This is a genomic window from Deltaproteobacteria bacterium (assembly GCA_016210005.1).
Classification (GTDB): domain Bacteria; phylum Desulfobacterota; class Binatia; order HRBIN30; family JACQVA1; genus JACQVA1.
This window is the reverse complement of record JACQVA010000182.1, coordinates 1-22,184: the sequence shown is the minus strand read 5'-3', so window position 1 is coordinate 22,184 and position 22,184 is coordinate 1. Positions and strand designations below refer to the sequence as shown.

The following is a 22,184-nucleotide window of genomic DNA, read 5'->3' as shown; positions in this document are numbered from 1 at the left end:
CGGTGGGCACCATCCGCGGCGGGCACTTGACAAGCCGCCGGCCGAGCAATACTTGCACGCGGCTTGCACGAGCCGCCGCACGGATTTGAGCCCGCGCGCGGGCTTCGTTAGGATTGCAGACGCGCATGATCCTGGCCGAAGGTCTAACCAAACAGTTCGGGGCATTCACCGCCATTGCCGGCGTGTCGTTCCAGGTCGGCCGCGGTGAGATCGTCGGTTTTCTGGGGCCCAACGGTGCCGGCAAGAGCACCACCATGCGCGTCCTGGCCGGGGTGTTCCCGCCCACGGCCGGGCGCGCGCTGGTGGCGGGCTACGACGTGGTCGCGCAGGCGCAGCAGGCGCGCGGCGTGGTGGGCTATTTCCCGGAGCGGGTGTCGCTCTATCTCGACATGACGGTACGCGATTACCTCACCTACGTCGCCGAGATGAAGGGAATGGCGCGCGCCCAGGCCGGCCGCCAACTGCCCGACTTGCTGGCCAGTTGCGGCCTAGCCCAGATGCAGCATCGTATCATCGGCACGCTGTCGAAGGGCTACCGCCAGCGCGTCGGCATCGCCCAGGCGCTGGTAGGAGAGCCGCAGGTGCTGATTCTCGACGAGCCCACCTCTGGGCTCGATCCCGAGCAGGTCGCCGAGATGCGCGCCCTGATCCGCCGCCTGCAAGGCGAACGCACGGTGATCCTGTCGACGCACATTCTTTCCGAAGTCGAAGCCACCTGCGATCGCGTCATCATCATCAACAAAGGCCGGGTCCTGGCGGTGGACACGCCGCGCAATCTCAACCAGCGGCTGCGCCGGACCTCGGAGATTCATCTCGAGGTGATCGGACCCGCGGCCGAAGTTCGCCGCCGGCTGCACGCTATTCCGGGGGTATTGCGCCTCGAGCCCGAACTCGAACCGGCACCAGAGGGCGGCGTGGTTGCCCTCACCGTCAGCACCGCCAAGGAGTGCGATCTGCGCGCGGACATCGCCGCCGCGGTCACCGCGGCGGGCTGGGGGCTGCGTGAGCTGCGGCCGCTGACGCTGTCGCTCGAAGACATCTTTCTCACCATGGTGTCTCATTCCGAAACTCCCGCCGAGACCACCACCGCGGATCAGCGCCAATGAAAGCACTGGTCATCTGCCGGCGTGAGCTGCGCTCCTATTTCAGCTCGTTCATCGCCTACGTGCTACTGGCGGTGTTCCTGCTGCTGAGCGGCTACTTCTTTTACAGCGATCTGATCTTCTTCGTCCTCTTCGGCGGCTACGTGCTGCCGACCGGGCTGTGGCAGTACGTCTTCCTCGACATGCGGCTGTGCGCCTTGCTGGTGCTGCCGCTGGTGACGATGCGGCTATTTGCCGAAGAGAAGAAACTCGGCACCATCGAGCTGCTGTGGACCTACCCGGTGAGCGACGCGGCGATCGTGCTCGGGAAGTTCTTGGCGGCCTGGCTCTTCTTTCTGGCGATGCTGTTGCCGACCCTGCTCAATCCGGCCGTCTTCTACCGCTTCTACCAGTTCGACATCGGCCCGCTGGCGGCGGCCTATCTCGGCATCGTGCTGCTCGGCACCGCCTTCATCGCCTGCGGCCTATTCATCTCCTCGCTGACCGAGAACCAGGTGGTCAGCGCGATGGTGACCTATGGCATCCTGGTGTTCTTCTGGTTCGTGACCTGGAACGAGGAGGTGGCCGAGCAGCGGATCGTGCGAGCGCTGCTGCGGCTGTCGCTCTTCGACCGCTTCTTCAACTTCTCACGCGGGGTGATCGACATTCGCGACGTGGTGTTCTTCGCCGTCTTCACCGCGCTCTTCTTGTTCTTCACCCTGCAATCGCTCGGCTCGCGCGCTTGGCGCGGGGTGCGGTGAGGGGCGGCGCAGATGGCGCGCATGCCGTGGTCGAGCCACGCCGCCCGCCAGGCCGCCTTGTTGGCGGTGCAGGTGGTGCTGGCGCTGGCCTTGGGCGGCATCGCCATCGTGTTGAGCGAGCGGCACAACCGGCGCTACGACCTGACGCCGACGCAAAGCTTCGTACTCTCCGACCAGTCGTTGAAGATCGCGCGCAAGGTGACCGAGCGGGTGAAGATCTACGCTTTCTGCAGCAGCCAGGAGGCCGGGCAGCGCCGCCAGGTGGAAGACCTGCTGGAGCAGTTCAGCGCCGCTTCGCCGGCCATCGACTTCGGCCTCTATGATCTCGACCGCAGCCCCGGCCTGGCCAAGAAGTTCACCATCGCCAGCTACAACACCGGCGTGATCGAGGGCGGGCAGCGGGTGGTGCCGCTCAGTTCCCTCGACGAAATAGAGATCACCAACGCCCTACTCAAGCTGAGCGCGCGCGGGCCGCGGACGCTCTGTTTTCTCACCGGGCACGGCGAACACAGCCCGAGTGAGAACAGTGAACGGCGCGGCTACAGCGAGGTGGCCAAAGCGCTCGAACGCGAGAACTTCGGCGTGCGCGTGATCGAGCGGCTGCCCCCCGAGGGCGTGCCGGCGGATTGCACGGTGGTGATTTCGGCCGGTCCCACGCGCGACTTGTTTCCCGGCGAGGCCGATCAACTCGAAGCCGCCGCCCGGCGCGGCGGCCGGCTCTTCTTCCTGGTCGATCCCGAGGCCTCGGCCGCGGTGGCGGCGCTGCTGGCGCGCTTCAACATCAAGCTCAACCCCGACCTGATCGTCGACGAGCGCAATCGTTTCTTCGGCGCCGATAGCTTCATGCCGCGGGTGCCGATCTTCGATGAAGGCACGTTCCGCAAGAACCTCGAGACCGCGGCCGTCTTCTCGCTCGCCCGCAGCCTCGAACCGGTTGAAGAGAACCGCGCGGGCGTGGTGGTCTCGTTGCTGGCGCTGACCAGCCCGGAGAGTTGGGCGCGCATCGATACCCAGGCGCCGCCGGAGGGCAACGTGCGCTTTCGCCCCACCGTCGATAAGAACGGACCGCTGCCGGTGGCGGTGATGGCAAACGTCACCAACACCGCCGAGAGCGACGGCGGCCAGAGCGCTGCGCCCGGCCGCGTGGCGGTGTTCGGCGACTCCGACTTCGCCGGCAATCTGTACCTGAACCTGATGGGAAACAAGGACCTGTTCATGAGCACGGTGGCGGTGCTGGCGGAGGACGAGGACCTGGTGGCGGTGCGGCGCAAAGGCCTGCAGCACGGCAGCCTGTCGCCGATCTCGCTCACCGCGCGTCAGGGGCGCATGATCTTCTGGAGCGCGGTGGTGGTACAGCCGGCGGTACTGCTGCTGATTGGTATCGTGGTCACCGCCCGCCGGCGCCGGCGGGGCGGCACATGATCGGCGGGCGCGGCACGCTGGTGCTGGCGCTGCTGGTCGCGGCGGGGGCGGCGGTATTGCTCTTGGAGCCGCCGCCGCCGCCGGAGCGGCCCCAGCCTCCCGACCTGTTGGGCGAGCCCAAGGCCGTGGACCCGACGCAGCAAGCGCCACCGTTGCTTAGCTTCACTGCGCGTGAGATCACGCGCGTGGTGTTGACCCGCCAGGGACGCCGGCTGGAAGCGGTGCGGGCAGGCGAGGGCTGGAGCGGCGCCGAGCGCGCCAACGCTATCCCCGACTTCCTCGATAACCTCAGTCAGCTCGGCGAGCTGATGCGGCTCGATGACAGCCCCGCGGCCTTGCGCGACTACGGACTGGAATCGCCGCAGGCGGAGATCGAGCTGCACCCCGCCAGCGGCGCGCCGCTGGTGATCGTGCTCGGTGACCGTAACCCGGCGGCGACGGCGGCCTACGTGCGCATCGGCCGCAGCGGTCACGTCGCCCTCGCCGGTGCGCTGATCGTGTGGGAGTTCGACAAAGCCTACCGCGCGTTGGGCGGGTGAGATCCGACCTGCCGAACCGCACCGTTGCCGGCGGCGTTGACCCGACTGAGGGCAGAAGATAAGGGCAGCCACGGAAACGCAGGCAAAGCTGATGGCAATCGAGATACAGGAAACCTTTCAAGTACGCGCACCCATCGCCGAGGTCTGGCGCTTCGTTATGGATCCGCAGCAGGTGGTCGCTTGCATGCCGGGCGCTGCGCTCGACAGCGTGGTGGATGAGCGGACCTTCATGGGCAACGTCAAGATCAAGGTGGGCGCCATTACCACCACCTACAAGGGCCGCGTCCAATTCACCGAAATCGACGAGCCGAGCTACGTCATGCGAATGGTAGCCGAGGGGCGCGAGACCGGCGGCGGCATCGCCAAGGGCAACCTGAGCAGCCGGCTGCGGCCGTTGCCCGACGGCCAGACCGAAGTAGTTGCCGAAGCCAGCGTCGATCTCACCGGCCGCATCGTCCAGGTCGGTCGCGGCATGATCCAGGGCGTCGCTCACCAGCTGTTCCAGCAGTTCGCCGCCAGCGTCAAAGCCCGCCTGGAAGTGGCGCAGGCAGGCGCCGCTCAATCGACGTCACCACCGGCAGCGGCGGAGGCCAAGCCGATCCGGATCGTGCCGATTGTCCTGCACGTAATCTGGTCGGCCATCGCCGGCTTCTTTCGCCGGCTATTCGGCGGATCAGCCAGCTGACGGACTGGCACAAAGGCCAAGGCTTCGATGTCGCCATTGGACTCATCCGCTCCGAATCCACCCCACCCGCTCAATCCGTTGTAAGCCTCCGGTCTTCTCTGCCTCGCACCACCAACTAGCCGGCAGTGCTTTTCGGCAGGCCGAGGGCGCGCTCGGCGATGATGTTGCGCATCACCTCCGAGGTGCCGCCGCCAATGGTGTAGGCGCGGGCGTCGAGATACAGCCCCTGCCACCGGCCGCGATCAAGGGCGCGGGCATTGCCGCGGCCGATGCCGGCGTAGGCGCCTTCGATTTCCAGAGCCAGGTCCATCACCCGCGCGCGCAGCTCCGACGAGGCCAGCTTGCCGACGGCCGACTCCGGCCCGGGCGCGGCGCCGCGCAGCTGCTGGGTCAGGGCGCGATAGCCGGTGTACTTCAACGTCTCCTTCTCAATCAGCAACTGCACCAGCCGCTGGCGGATGAGGGGATCCTGTAGCCGCCCCAGCGCCCCGGCCAGTCGCCGCACGCCCTCGAGGTGGTGTTCGAGCTCGACCACGCCCGCCAAACCGGAGCGCTCGAACGATAGCGTCGCTTTGGCAATCAGCCAGCCGCGGTTGAGCTCGCCCACCAGATTGGCTCTCGGTACGCGCACGTCGTCGAGAAATAACTCGCTGAAGTGGCGCTTGCCGGTAATCTGCCGGATCGGCGCCGTGCGAACTCCGGGTGACTTCATATCCATCAGTAGATAGCTGATGCCCTCCTGCTTCGGCACCGCGGTGTCGGTGCGCACTAGCAAGAAGCACCAGTCGGCGATCGGCCCGAGGCTGGTCCACAGCTTCTGGCCGTTGACAATGAAGACATCGCCGTCGACGACCGCGCGCGTGCGCAGCGCAGCGAGATCAGAGCCGGCATCGGGCTCGGAGAAGCCCTGGCACCAGATGTCTTCGGCAGCCAGTATCCGGGGCAGGAAGCGCCGCTTCTGTTCCTCGCTGCCGTGCAGGATCAACGCCGGGCCGAGGATGTTGAGCCCGATGGTGTTGATCAGCGGTGGTGCGCCGGAGCGCGCCAGCTCCTCGTTGAGCACCACCTGTTGGGTGAGCGATGCCGCCTGCCCGCCGTAAGCCTCGGGCCAGGCGATGCCGACGAAGCCGGCCTCGTACATCCGGCGCTGCCAAGCCTTGGCGTGCTCAATGGCCGCCGACGGCTCGCGTGGAGCCTTGGCGGCTTCAGCCAGGTGCAGCCGCAACCACCGGCGCACGCGGGCACGAAACTCTTCGTCTTCGTGGCTGTAACTCAGGTCCATGCGCTCAGATCATCTTGCCGATGCGGGCGCCATGCTGGGTGGCCTCGACCAGGCGGCGCGGGGCGAAGGCTGAGCCCACCAGGTAGAGCTCCGGCACCCGGCCCTTGAGCGCCCGGTACAAGCCGTTGTCGCCCTGGCTTCCGAGACTCAGCACGACGTGGTCGACGCCTTCGATGCGCCGCTCTGCGCTGGTGTGTGAGTTGTACGCGATAACGGTCGAGCCCTCGATAGCGCGCACGCGGGTCGAAGGGCTGATCACGACGCCGTTCTTATAGAGCCAGTAGAAGACGATGCCCTGGGTGTAGCGCTCGATGCGGCTGCCGATCATCAGCCACTTGTGCAAGATCTCCACCTGCTTGCCTTGGGCGGCGAGGAAGTCGGCCACGCTCGGGGTTTCCATGCCGTCGTCCTCCGAGACGATGACGACGCGGCCGCCGACTTCGCGGGTGCCGCGCAGCACGTCCCAGCTTTGCACGACGTTGTCCTGACCACTGCCCGCTACCTCGAGCGTTCGCGGCAGCGAGCCGGTGGCAGCAATCACCACCTCGGGCTGCAAGCCGAGCACCATTTCGGCCGTGGCCACGGTATTGAGCCGCAGCTTGACGTTCAGCCGGCGCAGCTGAAATTCTTGGTAGCGCGGAAAGTCGAGGAAACCCTCGCGCCGCGGTGCCTTGGCGGCAATCAGCAGCTGGCCACCGATCTCGGCGTTGCGCTCCAGCACGATCACCTTGTGACCACGCATGGCCGCCACCCGCGCGGCTTCGAGCCCGCCGGCACCGGCGCCGATCACGATTACGCGCTTGGGCGTCTTGGCCGGCGCGACCGCGGCCCACTCGCGTTCGTGGCCGATGACCGGATTGACCGCGCACACCGGCGACTTGACCTCGTCGTGGATGACCTTGCCGATGCAGGTGTTGCAGCCGATGCACTTGCGAATGTCGTCGAGCTGCCCGGAACGCGCCTTGCGCGGGAAGTCGGGATCGGCGAGCGAGGCGCGCGTCATCCCGATCAGATCGGCCTGGCCTTCCGCCAGCAGGCGCTCGGCCAACACCGGATCGTTGACGCGGCCGGCGTAGAGCACGGGCAGGTTGACCACCTGGCGAATCTCGGCGGCGGCGTAGGCGAAGGCCGCCAGCGGATACTGCATCGGCGGAATGTAGCTCGGCATGCCCCAGGGCGAGCCGACGTCGACGTTGAGGAAGTCGAGCGACACCTGGCTGCAGATCAGCTGCGCCATCGCCTTCATGTCTTCGAGGGTATAGCCGCCTTCTTTGTACTCGTCGGCGTTGATGCGCAGCCCGACGTTCAACTCGCGCGCTACCCGCTCGCGAATGCGGCGGACGGCTTCGACGACGAAGCGGACGCGATTCTCCGGCGAGCCACCCCACTGATCGCCGCGCTTGTTGGTGTAGGGCGACAGAAACCACTGCGGCAGCGTCTCGTGAGCGCAATGGATCTCGACCGCGTCGGCCCCCGCTTCGTGGAACTTCTCCGCTGCCTTCCAATAAGTGTCGAGGATGAACTCGATGTGCTCCGGCTCGAGTGCGGAGGGGACGTGATCGTACAGCAGAGAGATCGGCACCGGCGACGGGCCCATCAGCGATTGCAGGTGAGTGAGCTGCATGACGCTGACCGCGCCGCAGGCGCGCACCGCGTCGGTGAATTGCCTGACTCGCTCGACGAACTTCGGCGACTGGTAGACGGCAAACGAAATCGCCCCCTGTCCCGCCAGTACCTCGCCGGCGTGGCCCGGCGGCAAGGGCGTGGGCAGCAGCCAGGTCTGGCTGCCGATCCAGCCGACGCCGCCGCGCGCCTTTTGCAAGTGGTGCTCGATGAAGGCGGCGTCGGGCAAGCCGTCGGCCCGGCCGGCGTTGATGGAATAGGTGGTCTCGCAGATGCGGTTGGGCACCGTCATTGTCCCGACCTTGATCGGGGTGAACAGGTAGTCGAAGTCAGCCATTGCCTCCTCCTCGGCGCTCGCCGCTGAAGCCGCGTTCCTCGAGGAAGCGCACGATCTCGGCGGCGACCTGCGCCGGGGCGCCTTCGACGAACTCACCGCTGCGCTTGTGCTGCATGCCGCCGGTGATGGCGTGGGTCAATCGGTCCATCGCCGACAGTCCCGCGGCCGGCGCGCTGATGCGCTTCGGGCGCGGCCGTGCCGGCTCGAGGGCAATCAGCTCGCACAGCGGCTCCGCGCCGCTAGGCACAGCGACCTGGACCTCGATCGGCAGCAGCGCCGCCGCGCGCAGCGCCCGCAGTGACACGTAGCCGGCCTCGGCTAGCGCCGGCTCCACCGCCAGCACCGCGGGCAGGGGGCAGCGCACGCGTTCGCGCTCGCCGCGTTCGAGGCGGCGCTCCAACCATAGGTGGCGCCCGTGCGCGGGTGTGATCGCCGCGACACGCGTCACCAGCGGTGTCGCCAGACGAGCTGCCAACTCCGCCGCAAAGCGCCCCGAGGCGCCATCCCCGGAAGCATTGCCGCAGAGGACCAGGTCGGGGCCTACAACCAGCGCAACCGCCGCCGCCAGGGCGCTGGCAACGGGATCGAGCGGATCGGCACCGGTCATCTGAACGGCACGGTCAACGCCGCGGGCGAGGGCGTAGCGCAAAGCGTCGACGGCGTCGGCGGCGCCGGCGCTAACGGCGGTGACCTGCCCGCCGCAGCGCGCCCGCAGCGCCAGCGCTTCCGCCAGCGCCGTGCGATCGGCCGCACCCAGCCGCATGATCGGTCGGGGCGCGTCCTGCTGCACCGCGCCATTGACCACTCGCAGCGGCACACTGGCATCGAGCACCTGCTTGAGGCAGACGGCGATGTTCATAGGCACGCCTGGGCCAGCAGCTCGGCAATGTCTTTCACGACCACTCGGCCTTCGAGGCCGCCTTCGGCGGGCACCGGGGCTAGCATGATCTTGCAGAACGGGCAGGCGGTGGCGATCACGTCGACGTCGAGGGCGGCGGCCTCGGCAAAGCGGAGGTTGGGGATACGCTGGCCGCCCTTTACGTCGATCAACACCTGGCCGCCGCCGCCGCCGCAGCAGAACGACTGTGCCCGTGCCCGCGGCATCTCCTTCAGCTCGACCTGCGGGATCGCGGCGAGCGCGGCGCGCGGCTGGTCGAATAGGCCGTTGTAGCGGCCGAGGTAGCAGGGGTCGTGCAGGGTGACGCGCTGAGCCGCCGGCCGCGCCGGCTGCAAGCGGCCAGCGCTCACCAACTGCTGTAGTAACTGGCTGTGGTGAACGATCTCGATGCCCGCGAGATCGTACTCCGTGCGAAAAGTGTTCAGGCAATGCGGGCAGTGGGTGATAATTCGTGTCACGCCGTGGGCGCGAATCACAGCGGTGTTGCGGCGGGCCAGCTCCGCGAACAGCCCTTCCTCGCCCAGCCGGCGCGCGAGGTCGCCGGTGCAGCCTTCGCGGGCGCCGAGGATGGCGAAGTCCACGCCGGCGCGCTGGAGCAGCTTGGCCACCGCCTCGGAGACGCTGCGGGCCTGTTCGTCGTAAGCGCCGGCGCAGCCGATCCAGTAGATGGTGTCGCACGACTCGCCCTCGCGCAGCACGCGCAGGCCCAGCCGCTCGGCCCAGCGCGCGCGTTCGCCGGGGGCGTGGTCCCAGGGATTGTCCTTGCCCAACATGCTTTCGAGCGCGCGCGCGCCGGTGGCTTGAATTTCGCCGCGGTCAACCAGCACGCGGCGCAAGTCCACCAGGCGATCGATGTGATTGATGGCCACCGGGCAGACTTCCTCGCAAGCGCCGCAGGTGGTGCACGACCACAGCTCGTCGGGGGCGACCACCGCACCGATGAGATCGCCGGCCGGCCGCTCGCCCGCAAGCGCTTCGCGCAGGTGTTGGATCACCAGCATCGGCGACAGCGGCTTGCCGGCGGTAGTGGCCGGGCAGACCTGCGAGCACCGGCCGCAACTGGTGCAGGCGTCGAGTTCGAGCAACTGCTTCCAGCTGAAGGCCGCGAACGTGGCTTGCGGCGCGGCCTCGCCGCGCACCGGCCGCAACCCCCCCAACGGGCGCGCACGTAACAGTAAGTTGGCCGGCGTCGCAAGCATGTGCAGGAGGCGCGTGAACGGCAGGCACGCAAACAGCGCGCTGACCGCGGCGATGTGCAGGCTCCAGATGATCCGATGCGCCGACGGCCACGACGACACCAGCGGTTCGAGCAGCAGCCCACTGAACCAACCGGCGAAGGAGAGCCGTTCATAATCCGGCCAACCGTCGAGCGCGATGCGCGCACCTTCGAGCCAGAAGCCGGTGACGCCGGCCAGCAGCAGGCAGAGCAACGCCGCGGCGTCGCCGGGACGGCCGTAGCCGAGCTGGGCGAGGCGCACGACATAGCGGCGGTAGACCGCCAGCAACAGGCCGGCAATGAACAGCACCCCGAACAGGTCCACGACAAAGGCGAAGAACAGATAGAATGGGCCGTGCAGCAGCGGGATGCCGAGGTCGTGATCGATGGCGGTGAGAACGGTGGCGAGAAACAGGACGGCGAAGCCCCAGAAGATCATCCGGTGCATGGCGCCGGCGAGGCGATCGCGCTCGGCGATGTCGCGCTGGGCGACGGCGCGCCGGGCGAAGGCGCGCAGGCGCTCGGCCCGCGGCAGCAGGCGCGGCTCGGGGCCGCCGCGGCGCCAGCGCCGCACCTGCGCGGCAATCTTCAGCGCCGCCACCGCGGCAGCGCCGAGGGTGGCCACGTACATGGCGGCTTGCAGCCCCGGCGGGATGTTGCCGAGAATCTCGCGCGCGGGCGTCATGGGCTGCGCCTGGCCTCCAACTTTTCCAGCAGCACCGGCATCAGGGTGTTGAGATCAGTGGCCACCTTCAAGTCGGCGAGCTTGAAGATCTCTGCGTTCTTGTCACGGTTGATGGCGACGACGCACTCGGACGACTTCATGCCCAACGTGTGATGGCTGGCACCGGAAATGCCGGCGGCCAGGTACAGCCGCGGCCCGACGATGCGGCCGGTCTGGCCCACCTGGCGCTCAGCCTCGAGCCAGCCCGCGTCCACCAGCGGCCGTGACGCCGCCAGCGAGGCTGCCAGCTGATCGGCGAGCCGCTGATACAACGCCAGCTGTTGGTGGCTACCGATACCGCGTCCGACCGCGACGATGCGCTCGGCTTCGGTGATGTCCACGGTGCGCGGGTCGGCGGTGACGAACTCCAGATGCTCGACCCGGGTGGCGGCGCTGGCGAGCGGCGGCAGCGGCGTGACTTGCAGCGCACGCGGCGCCGGCTTGCCCACGCCCGCCGCTCCCGGGCGCAAACTGGCCAACGCCGGCGTCGAGCGGATGCGCACGCGGGCGTAAAGTTTACCGCCGTAAACCAGGCGCGCGGCTTCGACCGCCGAACCGTCAGGGGTCAGCCGCACCCAGTTGCAGTGGCTGGCAAACCCCAGGGAGTGCGCCGCGGCCAGCCGACTGGCGATATCGCGCCCGAGCGCGGTGTCACCAAACAACACCAGCTTCGGCGACTGCGCCAGCGCCCCGGCGAGCACCGCGGTGCAACGCTCGGCGGATCGTGCCTCGGCGGCAGTGCCGCTCGAACACAACAGCCGGTCGGCACCGTAGCGGGCCAGCCGCTCTAGCTCCGCTTGCGGCACCGGGCCGAAGGTCACCGCCGCCACCGTGCCGCGGGCGCGGTCGGCTTGCTCGCGCGCGTCGCACAATGCTTCGAGGCTGACTTCGCGCCAGCGCTCGCCGTCGGCTTCGGCAACGACCCAGATTTCAGGAGCGTCAGACATGGCCGTAAAGGAAATAGAAAATCAACCGCCGAGGCGCAGAGGGAACTCGGAATCGGCCGGCACAGCCGGCCCTAGGGCGTCCATTCCGGTTCATTGCTCAGTCCACAACCCGAAATCCGAAATGGGAAGCTCTTCCTCGGTGTTCTCGGTGCCGCGGTGGTTGGTTCATTCTGCGCATCCGTGTTCCTCTAGTTGTGCAAAGCGCTCCGCCGACTTGCCCGCTCAGTCGCGGCGCACGCCGATGTTGGCCCAGCTGATGATCTTGTCGATGTCGAAGCGCAGGGCGACGCGATTGGGGGTAAAGAGGGTGCCGAAGAACAGCTCCTGCGCCCGCTCGCCGGAGTAATAGCGGCGCGCGTGCTCGCGGCAGACGCGCTCGACCAGCGCGCGCTCTTCGATCACCGTGGCGCGGGCCTTGATCGTGAGCGCACCGCCGAAGGGCAGCTTGAGCCCCGACGACGAGATGCACAGGGCGCACCGCGGGTCGCGCTGGTAGGCCGCCGCCTTTACCCGGCCCTTGACGGTGGTGCTCCACAGCTGGCCGTCGATGAAGCAGTAGACGTGGACGGTCACCATGGGGAAGCCGTCGCGAGTGAGATGCGAAATGAACATCTCGCGTCCGGCCGCGAGCAGCTGGTCGACTTGCTCCTGGGAAAGCTGCGTCTCCGGATGTTTGTTGGGATCACCCCATTGATCGACCAGCTTGGGATCGATCAGGCTGAGCATCTGCTCTTGGATATACGATTGCTTAGCTTCTGCCATGGCGGGCTCCTGGGGCAGCGTCGGCGCGCGCTTCACGGTTTGCGAAAGGCGGGCATGACCTCTTTGACGAACAGCTCCTTCTGCACCGTCGCCACGTACATGGCCTCGATGCCGAGCATTTCGTAGCGCTGGAGTTCTGCGATCGCCATCTGCGGTGTGCCGGCGAAGATGCTGGCAACGAACTGCTGGTAAAGCGGGTGGCTGCGCGGCGGGTTATAGAGGTGCTCGCCGGCTTCATCGACGAGGTAGCCGTAGCCCAGGATGTGCTCGTCGTAGAAGGCGCGGAGCAGCGTCTGGCGCAGTTTCACGGCCTGTTCGCGGCTGGCGGCCAGACAGAGGTCCTTGAAGACCGCCACCTTGAGCGCCTGCGGCGGGAAGCCGGCGGCGCGGCCGGCCTCGCGATAGGCGTGCACGCACTGCTCGGCGTGCTCGAAGGTGGAAGTGGCCAGCCAGTAGGGCAGGCCGGCGCGGCCGGCGCGGCGTGCGGCTTTGGCCGTGGTGCCGCCGCACAGCCACAGCGGCGGATGCGGCTGCTGCCGCGGGCGCGGGGTGACGCTGATGTTCTCGTACTGGTAGTACTTGCCGGCAAACGAGAAGCGCTCTTGGCTGAGCGCTTGCTGCACCAGCTGAATCATCTCGACCAAGCGGGCGCCGCGGGTGCGCTTCTCGCTCGCCAGCCCATCGAACTCGAGCGGGCGGTAGCCCATGCCGAGGCCTAAGATCAGACGGCCGCCCGAAAGGCGATCGAGGGTCGCCGCGTCCTCGGCGATGCGCAGCGGGTCGTGCAGCGGCAGCAGCAGGGCACCGGTGACGAACTTGATCCGTTTGGTGCTCAGCGCCAAGCCCGACAAGGCCACCAGCGGCGACGGGCAGAAGCCGTCGTACATGAAGTGATGTTCCGAGCCGCTGAAGGCATCGAAGCCCATCTCCTCCAGCAGGCAAGCGCTATCGACCAGTTCGGCGTAGTCGAGCGCGAGGTTGCGGGGGAACACCCGTGACTTGGCCAGGCCGCCGATGCCGCTCCAGAACTCCATGGTCACATCCGCGGCGCGAAAAGCGCGATTGCTGTCTTCATGTCATGCCTGCAACATGGGGTGAATTTCGGCGGCGAATTGCGCCAGCGCGGCGATGAGGTCTGGCTGCGGCAATTGCGGATAGGGCACGCGCCAGATCAGGTGGTTCAAGCCGCTGGCGCCGTGAAGCTGATGCAGCGCGGATAAGGTGTGGGCCGCCAGCCGACTGCCGTCGAAGGGCAGGTCCGTGATCACTGCCAGTTCCACCGAGCTGCGATCGCGGCCGGCGCGGGTGAGGGCGCTGTCGTAAGCCTGCGCCGCGGCTTGCAGCAGTTGCGGCGCGCCGGCCGGCAGCACCAGCGAGTGTCCACGTTCGGCGGCAAAGGTAATCCACTCCGGCTGATCCGCGCGCAGCCACACCGGCGGGCGCGGCTGCTGCAACGGCTTGGGGGTGACGGTGAGGAAGTCGGGCGTTTCCGGCCCGCGTTCCCACTGCGGCCGATAGCCGGCGTCGCCCAGTCGCTTGCGTTGCAAGCCGGTGCCGGCGGTGGTGTGGGCGGGGAATTGGTGGCAGCGGCCGCCGTACGAGAACTCGTCGAACACCCAGGCGGCCAGCACGAGGTCGAGCGCCTCGCGGAAGCGGTCGGCGCAGTCAGCGGCAGGCACGCGATAACGGCGGCAGCCTTCAGCATCGGCGTACGGAGTGACGCCGAAGTTCAGCCGGCCGCCTGCGAGCAGATCGACCACCGCGAAGTCCTCTGCGGTGCGAATCGGATGCGCCAAGGCGAGTGCGCTGAATCCGCCGAGGCGGATGGCACGGGTGCGCTTGGAGAGTGCCCCGAGAACGATGGCGAGCGAGCCCAGGGCGCCGGGCGCTCCGGGGTGCTCTTCGAGCCAGACGGTGTCGAAGCCGAGGTGATCGGCCTTGGCGATCTGTTCGATCACCGGGGCGAAGTCGCCGTCCGGGCCGGTGTGTTGGTAGAGCAAGCCGACGCGCATACTCAGTTGCGTGCTTGTAGCAGCACCACCGCCTCGCCGGTGGTGGTAGTGTCGCCGCGTTGATTCACCGTCCAGATCTCGCAGCGCAGCGCGTGGCGTTTGCCGTCGACGGGCTGATCGATGACGTACTTCTCCGCCACCGTGCCGCGGCACCAGGTGGTGTCGCCCAAGAGACTGAAGGTCGGGTAGCGTTGCGTGAGGCGATGCAGAAAGCCGTCGTCGCCGATCCAGTTCATCAACATGTGGACGATCCAGCTGGTGCGTTCGTAACCGGCCTCGTAGGCGCCGGGCAGGCCGAGGAGCTTTTGCGAGCGCTCGTTGGACCAGTGGATCGCCACCGGGGCCTCGGGGATGCCCTGCTCGTTGATGAACGGCAGGCCGGGATGTTTCTCGAACAGTGCGAAGGCGAGCTTGTGGCCGACGAACCAGCCGCCCGGGCCGCCCCAACTCTCGAAGGCGAACTTGCTGATCTGGGTGGTCGGCCCTTTGACGACGAACGGGATCTGGTCACCTTCGCGAACGTCATCCCACCACAGGATATCGCGGCCGCGGCGCTGTTCCTGCTTGTAGTCGGCCTTGATCTTGTCGATGTCAGCGGGCGTATAGTTGGCCAGCTCGCGTTTGTACTTCTCGGCCTTGGCGGCGCTGTGGCGCTCGAAGCGGTGCCATGAGGTGCGGTAGTTCGCCGCGCTCTCCTGGCGCTGGTTCCGGATGTAGGTTTCGTAATCCTGCACCACGGCTTTGCCGCCGCCGAACTGGCTCGGGATCAGCTCGACGCGGCGCAGGTAGGTGCTGGAGTCGAGCACGTCGTCCATCTTGAGCGGCAAATACCACTCGTAGATCGCTTCGCGCCAGATGGTGTGGCAGCCGGGCAGTCCGTCGGTGGCGCCGTTGGTGCGTTCGGTGAACCCGATGATGCTGGGCGGGGCGATGAGGGTGCGGTAGCGGCTCTTGCCGGCGTAGTCGAGGTCGAGGTAGAGCGGGTTGTCGTCGCCCGAGCCGATGGCGAAGCGACGGATGACGTCACGGGGCAGGCGCAGCGGGCCGCGCCGGTGCATGGTGCTGCCTTTACGTTCGACGCCGATGCGGCGCTTCAACTTGGCGATGGCGTCCTCGGTAATCTTGCCGAACTCCATGCTGGCTCCGATCTCTGGCGCTAGCTCACTCGTCGAAACGGCCACCGGCTGCGCCGAGCTTCTGCTCGATGTCGCGCAGCAACGGCTCCTTCTTGATCTTGCCGGTCGGGGTCATGGGCAACTCGTCGATGACCTCCAGCCGCTCGGGGAACTTGTGCTTCGTCACTTTGAGGCCGGTGAGATACGCGCGCAGCTCATCAAGCGAGAGCGTCTCCCCCGGCCGCGGCACCACGTAAGCACAGATGCGCTCGCCCAGCCGGTAGTCCGGCATGCCGATCACGGCGGCCTTGAGGATCTTGGGATGCGAGTGGAGCAGGTCTTCGATCTCCTTCGGGAAGATCTTGGTGCCGCCGCGGTTGATCATGTCCTTCTTGCGGCCGGCGAGATGAAGGTAGCCGCGTTCATCGACGAAGCCGAGATCACCGGTGAAGAACCAGCCGTCGTCGTTACGGGTGACCCGCGATAGTTCGGGCTGCTTGTAGTAGCCGGCGAACAAGGTGGGGCCACGGAAGGCGATCTCGCCGACCGTGCCGGGGCTGGTCTCGCTGCGGTGATCCTCGCAGAAGATCTTCAGCTCGGCGCCCGGCACCGGCCGGCCGACGGTGTCGCGGATGACTTCCGCTGGGTCGGACGGCAGCGTGCGGGTGTGCACGATGTTCTCGCCCATGCCGTAAGTGTTGCCGGTCGCGACGCCGAACTTGACTTTGATGTCGGCCAGCAACTGCGGCGGGCACTGCGCGCCGCCGACGCCAACGCTCTTGACGCTGGTGAGGTCATGCTTGGCGAAATCGGGGTGGTTGAGCAGGCTGATCAAGTGCGCCGGTGTGCCGGAGATGGCGGTGACGCGCTCGCGCTCGATCAGGTGCAGGGTCTCGCCGGGCTCGAAGTGCTCGACCAGAACCATGCGAATGCCGCGCAGCAGCACCTGATGCGTGGTCAGGTGGCCGAAGGAGTGCGACATCGGGCTATTGGCCAGGATCACGTCGGCGGCCGATTTCGGATCATGGCGCGCCTGCATGTCGGCGAAGCGCTTGAGCGCACTCAGTAACGTGTTGTGAGTGTGCAGAAAGCCTTTCGGATCGCCTTCGGTGCCGGAGGTGAAGTTGAGGTAGAAGACGTCGTCGGCCACGACCGGATAAGCGGCCTCGTAGGCCGCCAGGCCGTCGCTACCGGCGACCAGGTCGTCGTAGCGCGGCCACGGCCCGTGAGCGCCGCGCGTGGTGACGGCATACTTCAGCTGGGGCAGTTCGCCGCGGATTCCGGCCAGCGCCGCGGCGTAGTCGAAGCCGCGATAGCTTGCCGGTAGAAAGACCGCGCGCGAGTCGCAAAAGCGCAGCATCGCGGCGATCTCGCGCTGGCGGTAGATCATGTGCATCGGTTGAATCACGGCGCCGATGCGCGCCAGCGCCACCTGCAGCACGCACAGCTCCGGCCAGTTGGGCAGCTGCACCGAGACGATATCCCCCTTGGCCAGCCCCAGCCGCACCAGCCCGGCGGCCAAGCGCTCGGCTTCGTGCGCCCACTGGCTGAAAGTAATGCGCCGCGCGCCGGCGACGATGGCCACCTGCTCGGGCAGGCGGCGCACGGTTTCGCTGAAGTAGTCGTACAGCGTTCGGTCCAGCCAGAGGCCGGCCGCGACAAAGCGCCGGCGATACTCAGGCGGGAAGGTCGGGAACGTCGCCATCGCTCACCACATCACTTGCTGCTCGGCGAGGTGTTGAATCTCCTCTGCCGTCATCCCGAGCAGTTCTCCGAAGACATAGTGGTTATGCTCCCCAACCTGCGGTGAAGGCCGGTCCACGCCGCGTGCGGTCAAACTGAAATGCCACGGCGTGTTGTATACTAGCTCTGGGCTGCCTTCGAAACTCCTGATTTCCTGGCACAGCTGCCGCTCCTGGAAATGGGGGTGGGTGCGAACCTCGTCGATCTCGAGCACGGGCGCGGCGGCGACGCCGGCAGCTTGCAGCCTTTCGACCAGCGCGTCGCGATCGAACGCGGCAGTCCACTGGGCCAGCCGCGCGTCGATCTCGGCCTGTCGCGCGTAACGGCTGTGGGCTTCGTTGAAGGCAGGCTCTTTGGCCCACGACGGCTCGCCCATGGCTTGCACCAGCGCTTGCCACTCGGCGTTGCTGCCGACGGCGACGGCGACCCAACGGTCCTTGCCGGCAGCGGGGTAGGTGCCGTGCGGGGCCATCCAGGGGTGGCGGTTGGCCTGCGGTGCGGCCACGCGGCCGTTGATTTGGAAGTCGCACAGCGGTTCGGCCGCAAGCGTGGCGGCGGCCTCGATCTGCGACAGGTCGATGAACTGCCCTTGACCGGTGTGCTCGCGGTGCCACAGCGCCACCAGGCAGGCGTACACACCTTGAATGGCGGCGTTGGTATCGCCAATGCCGAGCAAGGGCAGGCCGGTCGAGCCAGTATCGGGGTAACCAATGGCCGACTCCAAACCGGCGAAGCCGGTGGCGATGGTGGCGAATCCCCGCAGGTGTTTGAGCGGGCCGGTTTGCCCCGCCATCGCCATCGACAGCACGACCAGGTCGGGTTTGACTTGGCGCAGGTCGTCGTAGCCGAGGCCGTTGCGGGCCATGACGCCAGCGGCGAAATTGTCGAAGACGACATCGACCCGGCCGGCCAAGCGGCGCACCAGCTCGATCCCGCCCGCCTGCTTGAGGTTGACCGAGACGCTCAGCTTGCCGCGGTTGGCGTTGTGGAAAAACTTTCGCGCGTGCTGCCAATGGCGCATGAAGTCGAGCCGTGCGTTGGTCTCGACCTTGATCACCTCCATGCCGAGGTCAGCCAAGATCTGTCCCACCAGCGGTCCGGCCCAGTTGAAGCCGAACTCGAGCGCGCGATAGCCCTCGAGCGGCCGGCGGATGCGCGCCGGCGGTCGACTCGGAGGTCGCGCGGGGGCAACCGCACTGGCCACGGCGTCCTGGGCATGCTCGCCGAGCCTCGGCACTCGCCCGAGGCGCCAGGGCGTGGCCGACATCGCGTACCCCATACCCGGCATGCGCACGGTGGTCTCGCCGACGCTCACCTCGGCCCAAAAGCGCCGCGCTTCCAGGTGCGGCTCGCCAAACAAGTCATCGACGTTGTTGATCGGGCCGAGGACCAAATCGGCCTGGCGGGCCATGTCGGCCAACTCGCGCCGGGTGTACTGCGTCAGCCAGGGAATGAAGTGCAGGTCGACCTCGTCGGCGCGTGCCCAGCCGATGCGCACGCCGTCTTGCAGCACGGGGTCCTGCTGCGCCCACTGCGGGTTACCCATCAGGCGCAGGAAACCGGTCCATTGCGCGCGGGTCTGGGTGGCGATGAAGATGAAGCCGTCCCGGCACGGGTAGAAGCCCGAGGGATACATCGTGCCGTGGCGCTCGAAGCCACGTCGCCGCCATGATCCGCCGGAGCCGAGAATGAATCGGGACATGCCCCCGGTGTAGAAGGCGAGCACGTCGGTAGCAGCGACCTCGACTGCCTGCCCCCGCCCGCAGCGGCGCCGCGCCAGCAACGCGCTCAACGCTGCCGCCGCCCCGTGCATACCGGCTTGCAGCGCCGGCAAGTGAAACGGGAAGTGCAGCGGCGGCCGCTTGGGTTCACCCAGGATGATGCTGGCCGCCGACAGCGCGCAGACTTGTAGGTCGTAAGCGCGCCGCCCACCAAAGGCACCCCAGGAGCCGATGGCGGGCAAGCATACCGTCACCATGTTTCCACCGGCGCTGATCTCGTCGAGATTGCAGGTCGCACGCTCGGCCGGCAGCAGGTCGGTTACCAGCACGTCGGCACCGCCGGCGTGCCGGGCTAGCAGCGTGCGGTCAGCCTCATGATCGCCCGTGAGCGCCACGCTTTGCTTACCCGCGTTGAGGTAAGCGAACAGAGCGCTGTGATCGGGATGCGGCTTATCGCCGGGAAACAGGCCGTGATGTCGCAGGGGGTCGCCCGTGGGGGGTTCTATCTTGAAGACCGTGGCCCCGAAGTCGGCGAGCAGCCGGGCGCAGAAGGCGGTGGCGACACCGGTGCCGTACTCCATCACTCTCAGGGTACCGAGGGCTGCAGGCGGCGGTGCTTGGCTGTCATCACGTTGCATACGCACTCCGCCGGTCGCAGGGGTACTGCCCGGCGCGTTGCTGGGTAGTGTCAAGAGCAATGCCGGCGCCAAGTGCGCGCCGACCACGGGCTCACGATCAAAGGCGGTGTCGCCCCCGCGGGGCCGCATTGCCGATGCTCACTCGCATCGGCGGCGATGCCGGTCCGCATCGCCGCCATGGGAACCCGGATGATCGCTGCAAAGTATTGTCATTGCTCGTCAGTGACGATAGGCACGCCGCTGTGCGACGAACTGCAGAGGCCAAGATGACACCGGCTGAGCTGGGCTACCGTATGCCGGCGGAGTTCGAGCCGCACGCGGCGACGTGGATAGCCTGGCCGCACCGGCCGGCGGACTGGCCCGGAAAGATCGCCGCTATCCACTTCGTCTACGTCGAGATCACGCGGGTGCTGGCGCGCAGCGAGCGCGTGCGCATCATCGTGCGCGATCCGGCGGCGCGCCTGCGGGCGCAGCAGTTGCTGGCTAAGGCGCACGTGCCGGCGGCGCAAGTCGAGTTCCTCGTCATTCCCACCAATCGCGGCTGGATGCGCGATTTCGGACCGCTCTTCATCAAGCGTGGCCGCCAGCTGGCAATCACCGACTGGAAGTTCAACGGCTGGGCGAAGTACCGCAACTGGCAGCTCGACAACGCCGTCAATGCGCAGCTGGCGCGGCGCTTACGGCTGCCGCGATTCACGCCCGCGGTTGCCGGCCGACCCGTCGTGCTCGAAGGGGGCAGCATCGACGTCAACGGCAGCGGCTCGCTGCTCACGACCGAGGAATGCTTGCTCTCGCCGATCCAGGCGCGTAACCCGCACCTATCGCGCGCGCAACTCGAGCGGGTTTTGGGCGACTGCTTGGGCGTGACCAACGTTCTGTGGTTGGGGTGCGGAATTGCAGGGGATGATACCCACGGCCATGTCGATGATCTGGCGCGGTTCACCGGCCCGCGCACGGTGGTGGCCGCGGTCGAGAGCAATCGGCGCGACGAGAACTACGCCCCGTTGGCCGACAACCTGCGCCGGCTCAAGCGCATGCGCGATCAGGACGGGCGGCCGTTCGAGGTGATCGAGCTGCCGCTGCCGCAAGCCATCCGTTACGAGCGCATGCGCTTGCCGGCAAGCTACGCCAACTTCTACATCGCCAACGTGGCGGTGCTGGTGCCCACCTTCAACGACCCGAACGACCGCCTCGCGTTGGATACCCTGGCCCGGTTGTTTCCGACCCGTGAAACCATCGGTATCCATGCCGTCGATCTCGTCTGGGGCTTGGGCACACTCCACTGCCTGACGCAGCAACAGCCGGCACCCCATCGATTCTCGTCAGCACTCACCCGATGAGCCGAATCGACGCGATCACGCCGCGCTGTTGGAAAGAGCTGCGCGCGCCGCAGCACGAACGCGCGGCCGCATAGCCACCACCGTCAGCAACTTCCTCGCCACCCACGCGGTGGGGGCGCACGACACATTTGTGAGGTGACCTCACTACGTGGCCTCGGCAGCCACGGCTGAGCGCCGCTCCCAGAAATCCTCGAAGCGGCCAGGGAGCACGCAGCAGCGCAGGGCAATGATTGCGTCGGCACCGGTGACGGTCCAGCGCATGCCGGCGCGCTTGAGCCGGGTGCCGACGGCTGTCTTGCAGCCGGCCTCCACGACGCCGGTCGAGGTGCATAGCCCCTGGGCGCGGAACTCCGGGAAGCCTATCCGGTTGCGGTTGGTGGTGAGGTAGTCGATACACTTGCGGGCCTCGTCGATGATGTTGGCATGGACACGTAGCTCCGCAAGGACGGTGTCGATTTTGCCCGCTTCTAGTTCATCGCGCCGCTCTTTGGCCCATGGCACCCGCTGTGAAACGAAGTCGGCTCACCCTCCTCAGCGTGCCCGCCGCGTCTGCTTCCCGCGAGCGCCCCCCGCCCCCGTGGCGCTACCGCCGCGTCTTCTTGACAACGGAGGCCTTATAGGTGTTGACCGCACGCGAGCTGAGGCGATGGTATGCGCCTTTTCCTGAGCGTTCGAGATCCAGTCGCAGAACGTCGGGGAACTTCAGCGATCGCCAGAAGTCGAAGGCGACGCGGTCGTCGAAGGCGCTGAGGATGAGGGCGAGCAGGTTCCCGTGGGTCCCCGCGACTACGACGTCATCTGGATGGCGGGTGGCAAGGAATCGAATCGTCGAGATGCCGCGGTGGCGTGCTTCACGGTTGGATTCTCCTCCGGCGTGAGCGAAGTCAAGGTCCGCCCACGTTGATGCCACGGCCTGCTCGAATGAGCGGGAGTTGAACGAGCCGAGCGCACGCTCGCGAAGGTCCGGCAGCTCTTGTACCGGCAGGTCAAGGCGAGCCGCTAGCGGTGATACGGTTTCCAGCGAGCGTCTGTAGGGACTTGAGTAGACCGCAGTGATGGGAAGAACCGCCAACTCGTCTGCCAGGCGATCGGCATCGAGCTGACCCCTGCGGGAGAGCGATCGCATCTCATCCGTAGACCATGGTGCGTGGGCGTGCCGAACCAAGAGAATCGACGTCACTGCTCCGGCTCGTGCGGTCTAACGTAAAAGGGTTTTTCCGGCATCCGGCGCGACACGGGGTTGCGCGAGATGCTGTGGTGGTTGCCGCCGGATGGCGGAAAGGCCCCGTTGAACTGAACCGCTGATCACCGACGGTGCTCCCCACGTGTTATGGGGA

19 protein-coding genes are annotated in these 22,184 nt (G+C 67.2%); 6 read left to right on the top strand and 13 right to left on the bottom strand.

Annotation, left to right across the window (positions count from 1 at the left end; all coding sequences use genetic code 11):
- The first annotated feature begins 125 nt into the window (after positions 1-125).
- The 5 genes from HY699_17575 to HY699_17555 all read left to right on the top strand — a co-directional run bounded on the left by HY699_17575 (position 126) and on the right by HY699_17555 (position 4,489).
- A complete protein-coding gene (locus HY699_17575; GenBank protein ID MBI4517618.1) occupies positions 126-1,106 on the top strand; it encodes an ABC transporter ATP-binding protein in 981 nt (326 codons plus the stop codon).
- A complete protein-coding gene (locus HY699_17570; protein ID MBI4517617.1) occupies positions 1,103-1,843 on the top strand; it encodes an ABC transporter permease subunit in 741 nt (246 codons plus the stop codon). Before HY699_17575 ends, HY699_17570 begins: the two co-directional genes overlap by 4 nt.
- A gap of 12 nt (positions 1,844-1,855) precedes the next feature.
- Positions 1,856-3,265: a GldG family protein gene (locus HY699_17565; GenBank protein MBI4517616.1), complete on the top strand. Its 1,410-nt coding sequence runs from the start codon at positions 1,856-1,858 to the stop codon at positions 3,263-3,265.
- On the top strand, positions 3,262-3,804 hold the full coding sequence (locus HY699_17560) for a DUF4340 domain-containing protein (protein MBI4517615.1): 543 nt from the start codon (positions 3,262-3,264) through the stop codon (positions 3,802-3,804). Before HY699_17565 ends, HY699_17560 begins: the two co-directional genes overlap by 4 nt.
- A 91-nt stretch (positions 3,805-3,895) precedes the next feature.
- Positions 3,896-4,489 (top strand): SRPBCC family protein, encoded by a 594-nt coding sequence (locus tag HY699_17555; GenBank protein ID MBI4517614.1) that lies wholly within the window; start codon positions 3,896-3,898, stop codon positions 4,487-4,489.
- A 115-nt stretch (positions 4,490-4,604) separates the two neighbouring features.
- Here the strand turns inward: HY699_17555 and HY699_17550 are convergent, their stop codons facing one another.
- The 11 genes from HY699_17550 to HY699_17500 all read right to left on the bottom strand — a co-directional run bounded on the left by HY699_17550 (position 4,605) and on the right by HY699_17500 (position 19,507).
- Complete coding sequence (locus HY699_17550; protein MBI4517613.1) at positions 4,605-5,771, bottom strand: acyl-CoA dehydrogenase family protein; 1,167 nt, start codon at positions 5,769-5,771, stop codon at positions 4,605-4,607.
- Positions 5,772-5,775: 4 nt separating this feature from the next.
- Positions 5,776-7,731: an FAD-dependent oxidoreductase gene (locus tag HY699_17545; GenBank protein MBI4517612.1), complete on the bottom strand. Its 1,956-nt coding sequence runs from the start codon at positions 7,729-7,731 to the stop codon at positions 5,776-5,778.
- Positions 7,724-8,590, bottom strand: a complete 867-nt coding sequence (locus HY699_17540) for a hypothetical protein (protein ID MBI4517611.1) — start codon at positions 8,588-8,590, stop codon at positions 7,724-7,726. The genes HY699_17545 and HY699_17540 overlap by 8 nt, the downstream gene beginning before the upstream one ends.
- Positions 8,587-10,530: a respiratory nitrate reductase subunit gamma gene (locus tag HY699_17535; GenBank protein ID MBI4517610.1), complete on the bottom strand. Its 1,944-nt coding sequence runs from the start codon at positions 10,528-10,530 to the stop codon at positions 8,587-8,589. The genes HY699_17540 and HY699_17535 overlap by 4 nt, the downstream gene beginning before the upstream one ends.
- On the bottom strand, positions 10,527-11,516 hold the full coding sequence (locus HY699_17530) for an electron transfer flavoprotein subunit alpha/FixB family protein (GenBank protein ID MBI4517609.1): 990 nt from the start codon (positions 11,514-11,516) through the stop codon (positions 10,527-10,529). Before HY699_17530 ends, HY699_17535 begins: the two co-directional genes overlap by 4 nt.
- Before the next feature lie 222 nt (positions 11,517-11,738).
- Entirely contained in the window at positions 11,739-12,278 is a 540-nt protein-coding gene (locus HY699_17525) for a pyridoxamine 5'-phosphate oxidase family protein (protein ID MBI4517608.1), read from the bottom strand.
- Positions 12,279-12,310: 32 nt separating this feature from the next.
- Positions 12,311-13,312, bottom strand: a complete 1,002-nt coding sequence (locus tag HY699_17520; GenBank protein MBI4517607.1) for an LLM class flavin-dependent oxidoreductase — start codon at positions 13,310-13,312, stop codon at positions 12,311-12,313.
- A 42-nt stretch (positions 13,313-13,354) separates the two neighbouring features.
- Positions 13,355-14,290, bottom strand: a complete 936-nt coding sequence (locus tag HY699_17515) for an LLM class flavin-dependent oxidoreductase (GenBank protein ID MBI4517606.1) — start codon at positions 14,288-14,290, stop codon at positions 13,355-13,357.
- A gap of 2 nt (positions 14,291-14,292) precedes the next feature.
- Positions 14,293-15,426, bottom strand: coding sequence for a MaoC family dehydratase N-terminal domain-containing protein (locus HY699_17510; protein MBI4517605.1), 1,134 nt, complete (start codon positions 15,424-15,426; stop codon positions 14,293-14,295).
- Between the two features lie 25 nt (positions 15,427-15,451).
- The gene (locus HY699_17505; protein MBI4517604.1) at positions 15,452-17,110 is read right to left on the bottom strand and encodes an AMP-binding protein; all 1,659 of its coding nucleotides are present in this window, start codon (positions 17,108-17,110) and stop codon (positions 15,452-15,454) included.
- 3 nt (positions 17,111-17,113) lie between these two features.
- On the bottom strand, positions 17,114-19,507 hold the full coding sequence (locus HY699_17500; GenBank protein ID MBI4517603.1) for a CoA transferase: 2,394 nt from the start codon (positions 19,505-19,507) through the stop codon (positions 17,114-17,116).
- Positions 19,508-19,773: 266 nt separating this feature from the next.
- Between HY699_17500 and HY699_17495 the strand changes: the two genes are divergently transcribed.
- On the top strand, positions 19,774-20,847 hold the full coding sequence (locus tag HY699_17495; GenBank protein MBI4517602.1) for an agmatine deiminase family protein: 1,074 nt from the start codon (positions 19,774-19,776) through the stop codon (positions 20,845-20,847).
- A 144-nt stretch (positions 20,848-20,991) separates the two neighbouring features.
- Here the strand turns inward: HY699_17495 and HY699_17490 are convergent, their stop codons facing one another.
- Both HY699_17490 and HY699_17485 read right to left on the bottom strand, forming a co-directional pair.
- Complete coding sequence (locus HY699_17490) at positions 20,992-21,348, bottom strand: hypothetical protein (GenBank protein ID MBI4517601.1); 357 nt, start codon at positions 21,346-21,348, stop codon at positions 20,992-20,994.
- Positions 21,349-21,430: 82 nt separating this feature from the next.
- Positions 21,431-22,027 carry a histidine phosphatase family protein gene (locus tag HY699_17485; protein ID MBI4517600.1) on the bottom strand — a complete coding sequence of 199 codons (597 nt, stop codon included), beginning with the start codon at positions 22,025-22,027 and terminating at the stop codon, positions 21,431-21,433.
- Positions 22,028-22,184: the final 157 nt, after the last annotated feature.

Coding starts and splice junctions, on each gene's coding strand:
- HY699_17505 (MBI4517604.1), bottom strand. CDS start 17,110: ATGGCGACGTTCCCGACCTTCCCGCCTGAGTATCGCCGGCGCTTTGTC.
- HY699_17530 (MBI4517609.1), bottom strand. CDS start 11,516: ATGTCTGACGCTCCTGAAATCTGGGTCGTTGCCGAAGCCGACGGCGAG.
- HY699_17550 (MBI4517613.1), bottom strand. CDS start 5,771: ATGGACCTGAGTTACAGCCACGAAGACGAAGAGTTTCGTGCCCGCGTG.
- HY699_17540 (MBI4517611.1), bottom strand. CDS start 8,590: ATGAACATCGCCGTCTGCCTCAAGCAGGTGCTCGATGCCAGTGTGCCG.
- HY699_17555 (MBI4517614.1), top strand. CDS start 3,896: ATGGCAATCGAGATACAGGAAACCTTTCAAGTACGCGCACCCATCGCC.
- HY699_17510 (MBI4517605.1), bottom strand. CDS start 15,426: ATGGAGTTCGGCAAGATTACCGAGGACGCCATCGCCAAGTTGAAGCGC.
- HY699_17535 (MBI4517610.1), bottom strand. CDS start 10,530: ATGACGCCCGCGCGCGAGATTCTCGGCAACATCCCGCCGGGGCTGCAA.
- HY699_17565 (MBI4517616.1), top strand. CDS start 1,856: ATGGCGCGCATGCCGTGGTCGAGCCACGCCGCCCGCCAGGCCGCCTTG.
- HY699_17545 (MBI4517612.1), bottom strand. CDS start 7,731: ATGGCTGACTTCGACTACCTGTTCACCCCGATCAAGGTCGGGACAATG.
- HY699_17575 (MBI4517618.1), top strand. CDS start 126: ATGATCCTGGCCGAAGGTCTAACCAAACAGTTCGGGGCATTCACCGCC.
- HY699_17495 (MBI4517602.1), top strand. CDS start 19,774: ATGACACCGGCTGAGCTGGGCTACCGTATGCCGGCGGAGTTCGAGCCG.
- HY699_17515 (MBI4517606.1), bottom strand. CDS start 14,290: ATGCGCGTCGGCTTGCTCTACCAACACACCGGCCCGGACGGCGACTTC.
- HY699_17560 (MBI4517615.1), top strand. CDS start 3,262: ATGATCGGCGGGCGCGGCACGCTGGTGCTGGCGCTGCTGGTCGCGGCG.
- HY699_17500 (MBI4517603.1), bottom strand. CDS start 19,507: ATGCAACGTGATGACAGCCAAGCACCGCCGCCTGCAGCCCTCGGTACC.
- HY699_17570 (MBI4517617.1), top strand. CDS start 1,103: ATGAAAGCACTGGTCATCTGCCGGCGTGAGCTGCGCTCCTATTTCAGC.
- HY699_17520 (MBI4517607.1), bottom strand. CDS start 13,312: ATGGAGTTCTGGAGCGGCATCGGCGGCCTGGCCAAGTCACGGGTGTTC.
- HY699_17525 (MBI4517608.1), bottom strand. CDS start 12,278: ATGGCAGAAGCTAAGCAATCGTATATCCAAGAGCAGATGCTCAGCCTG.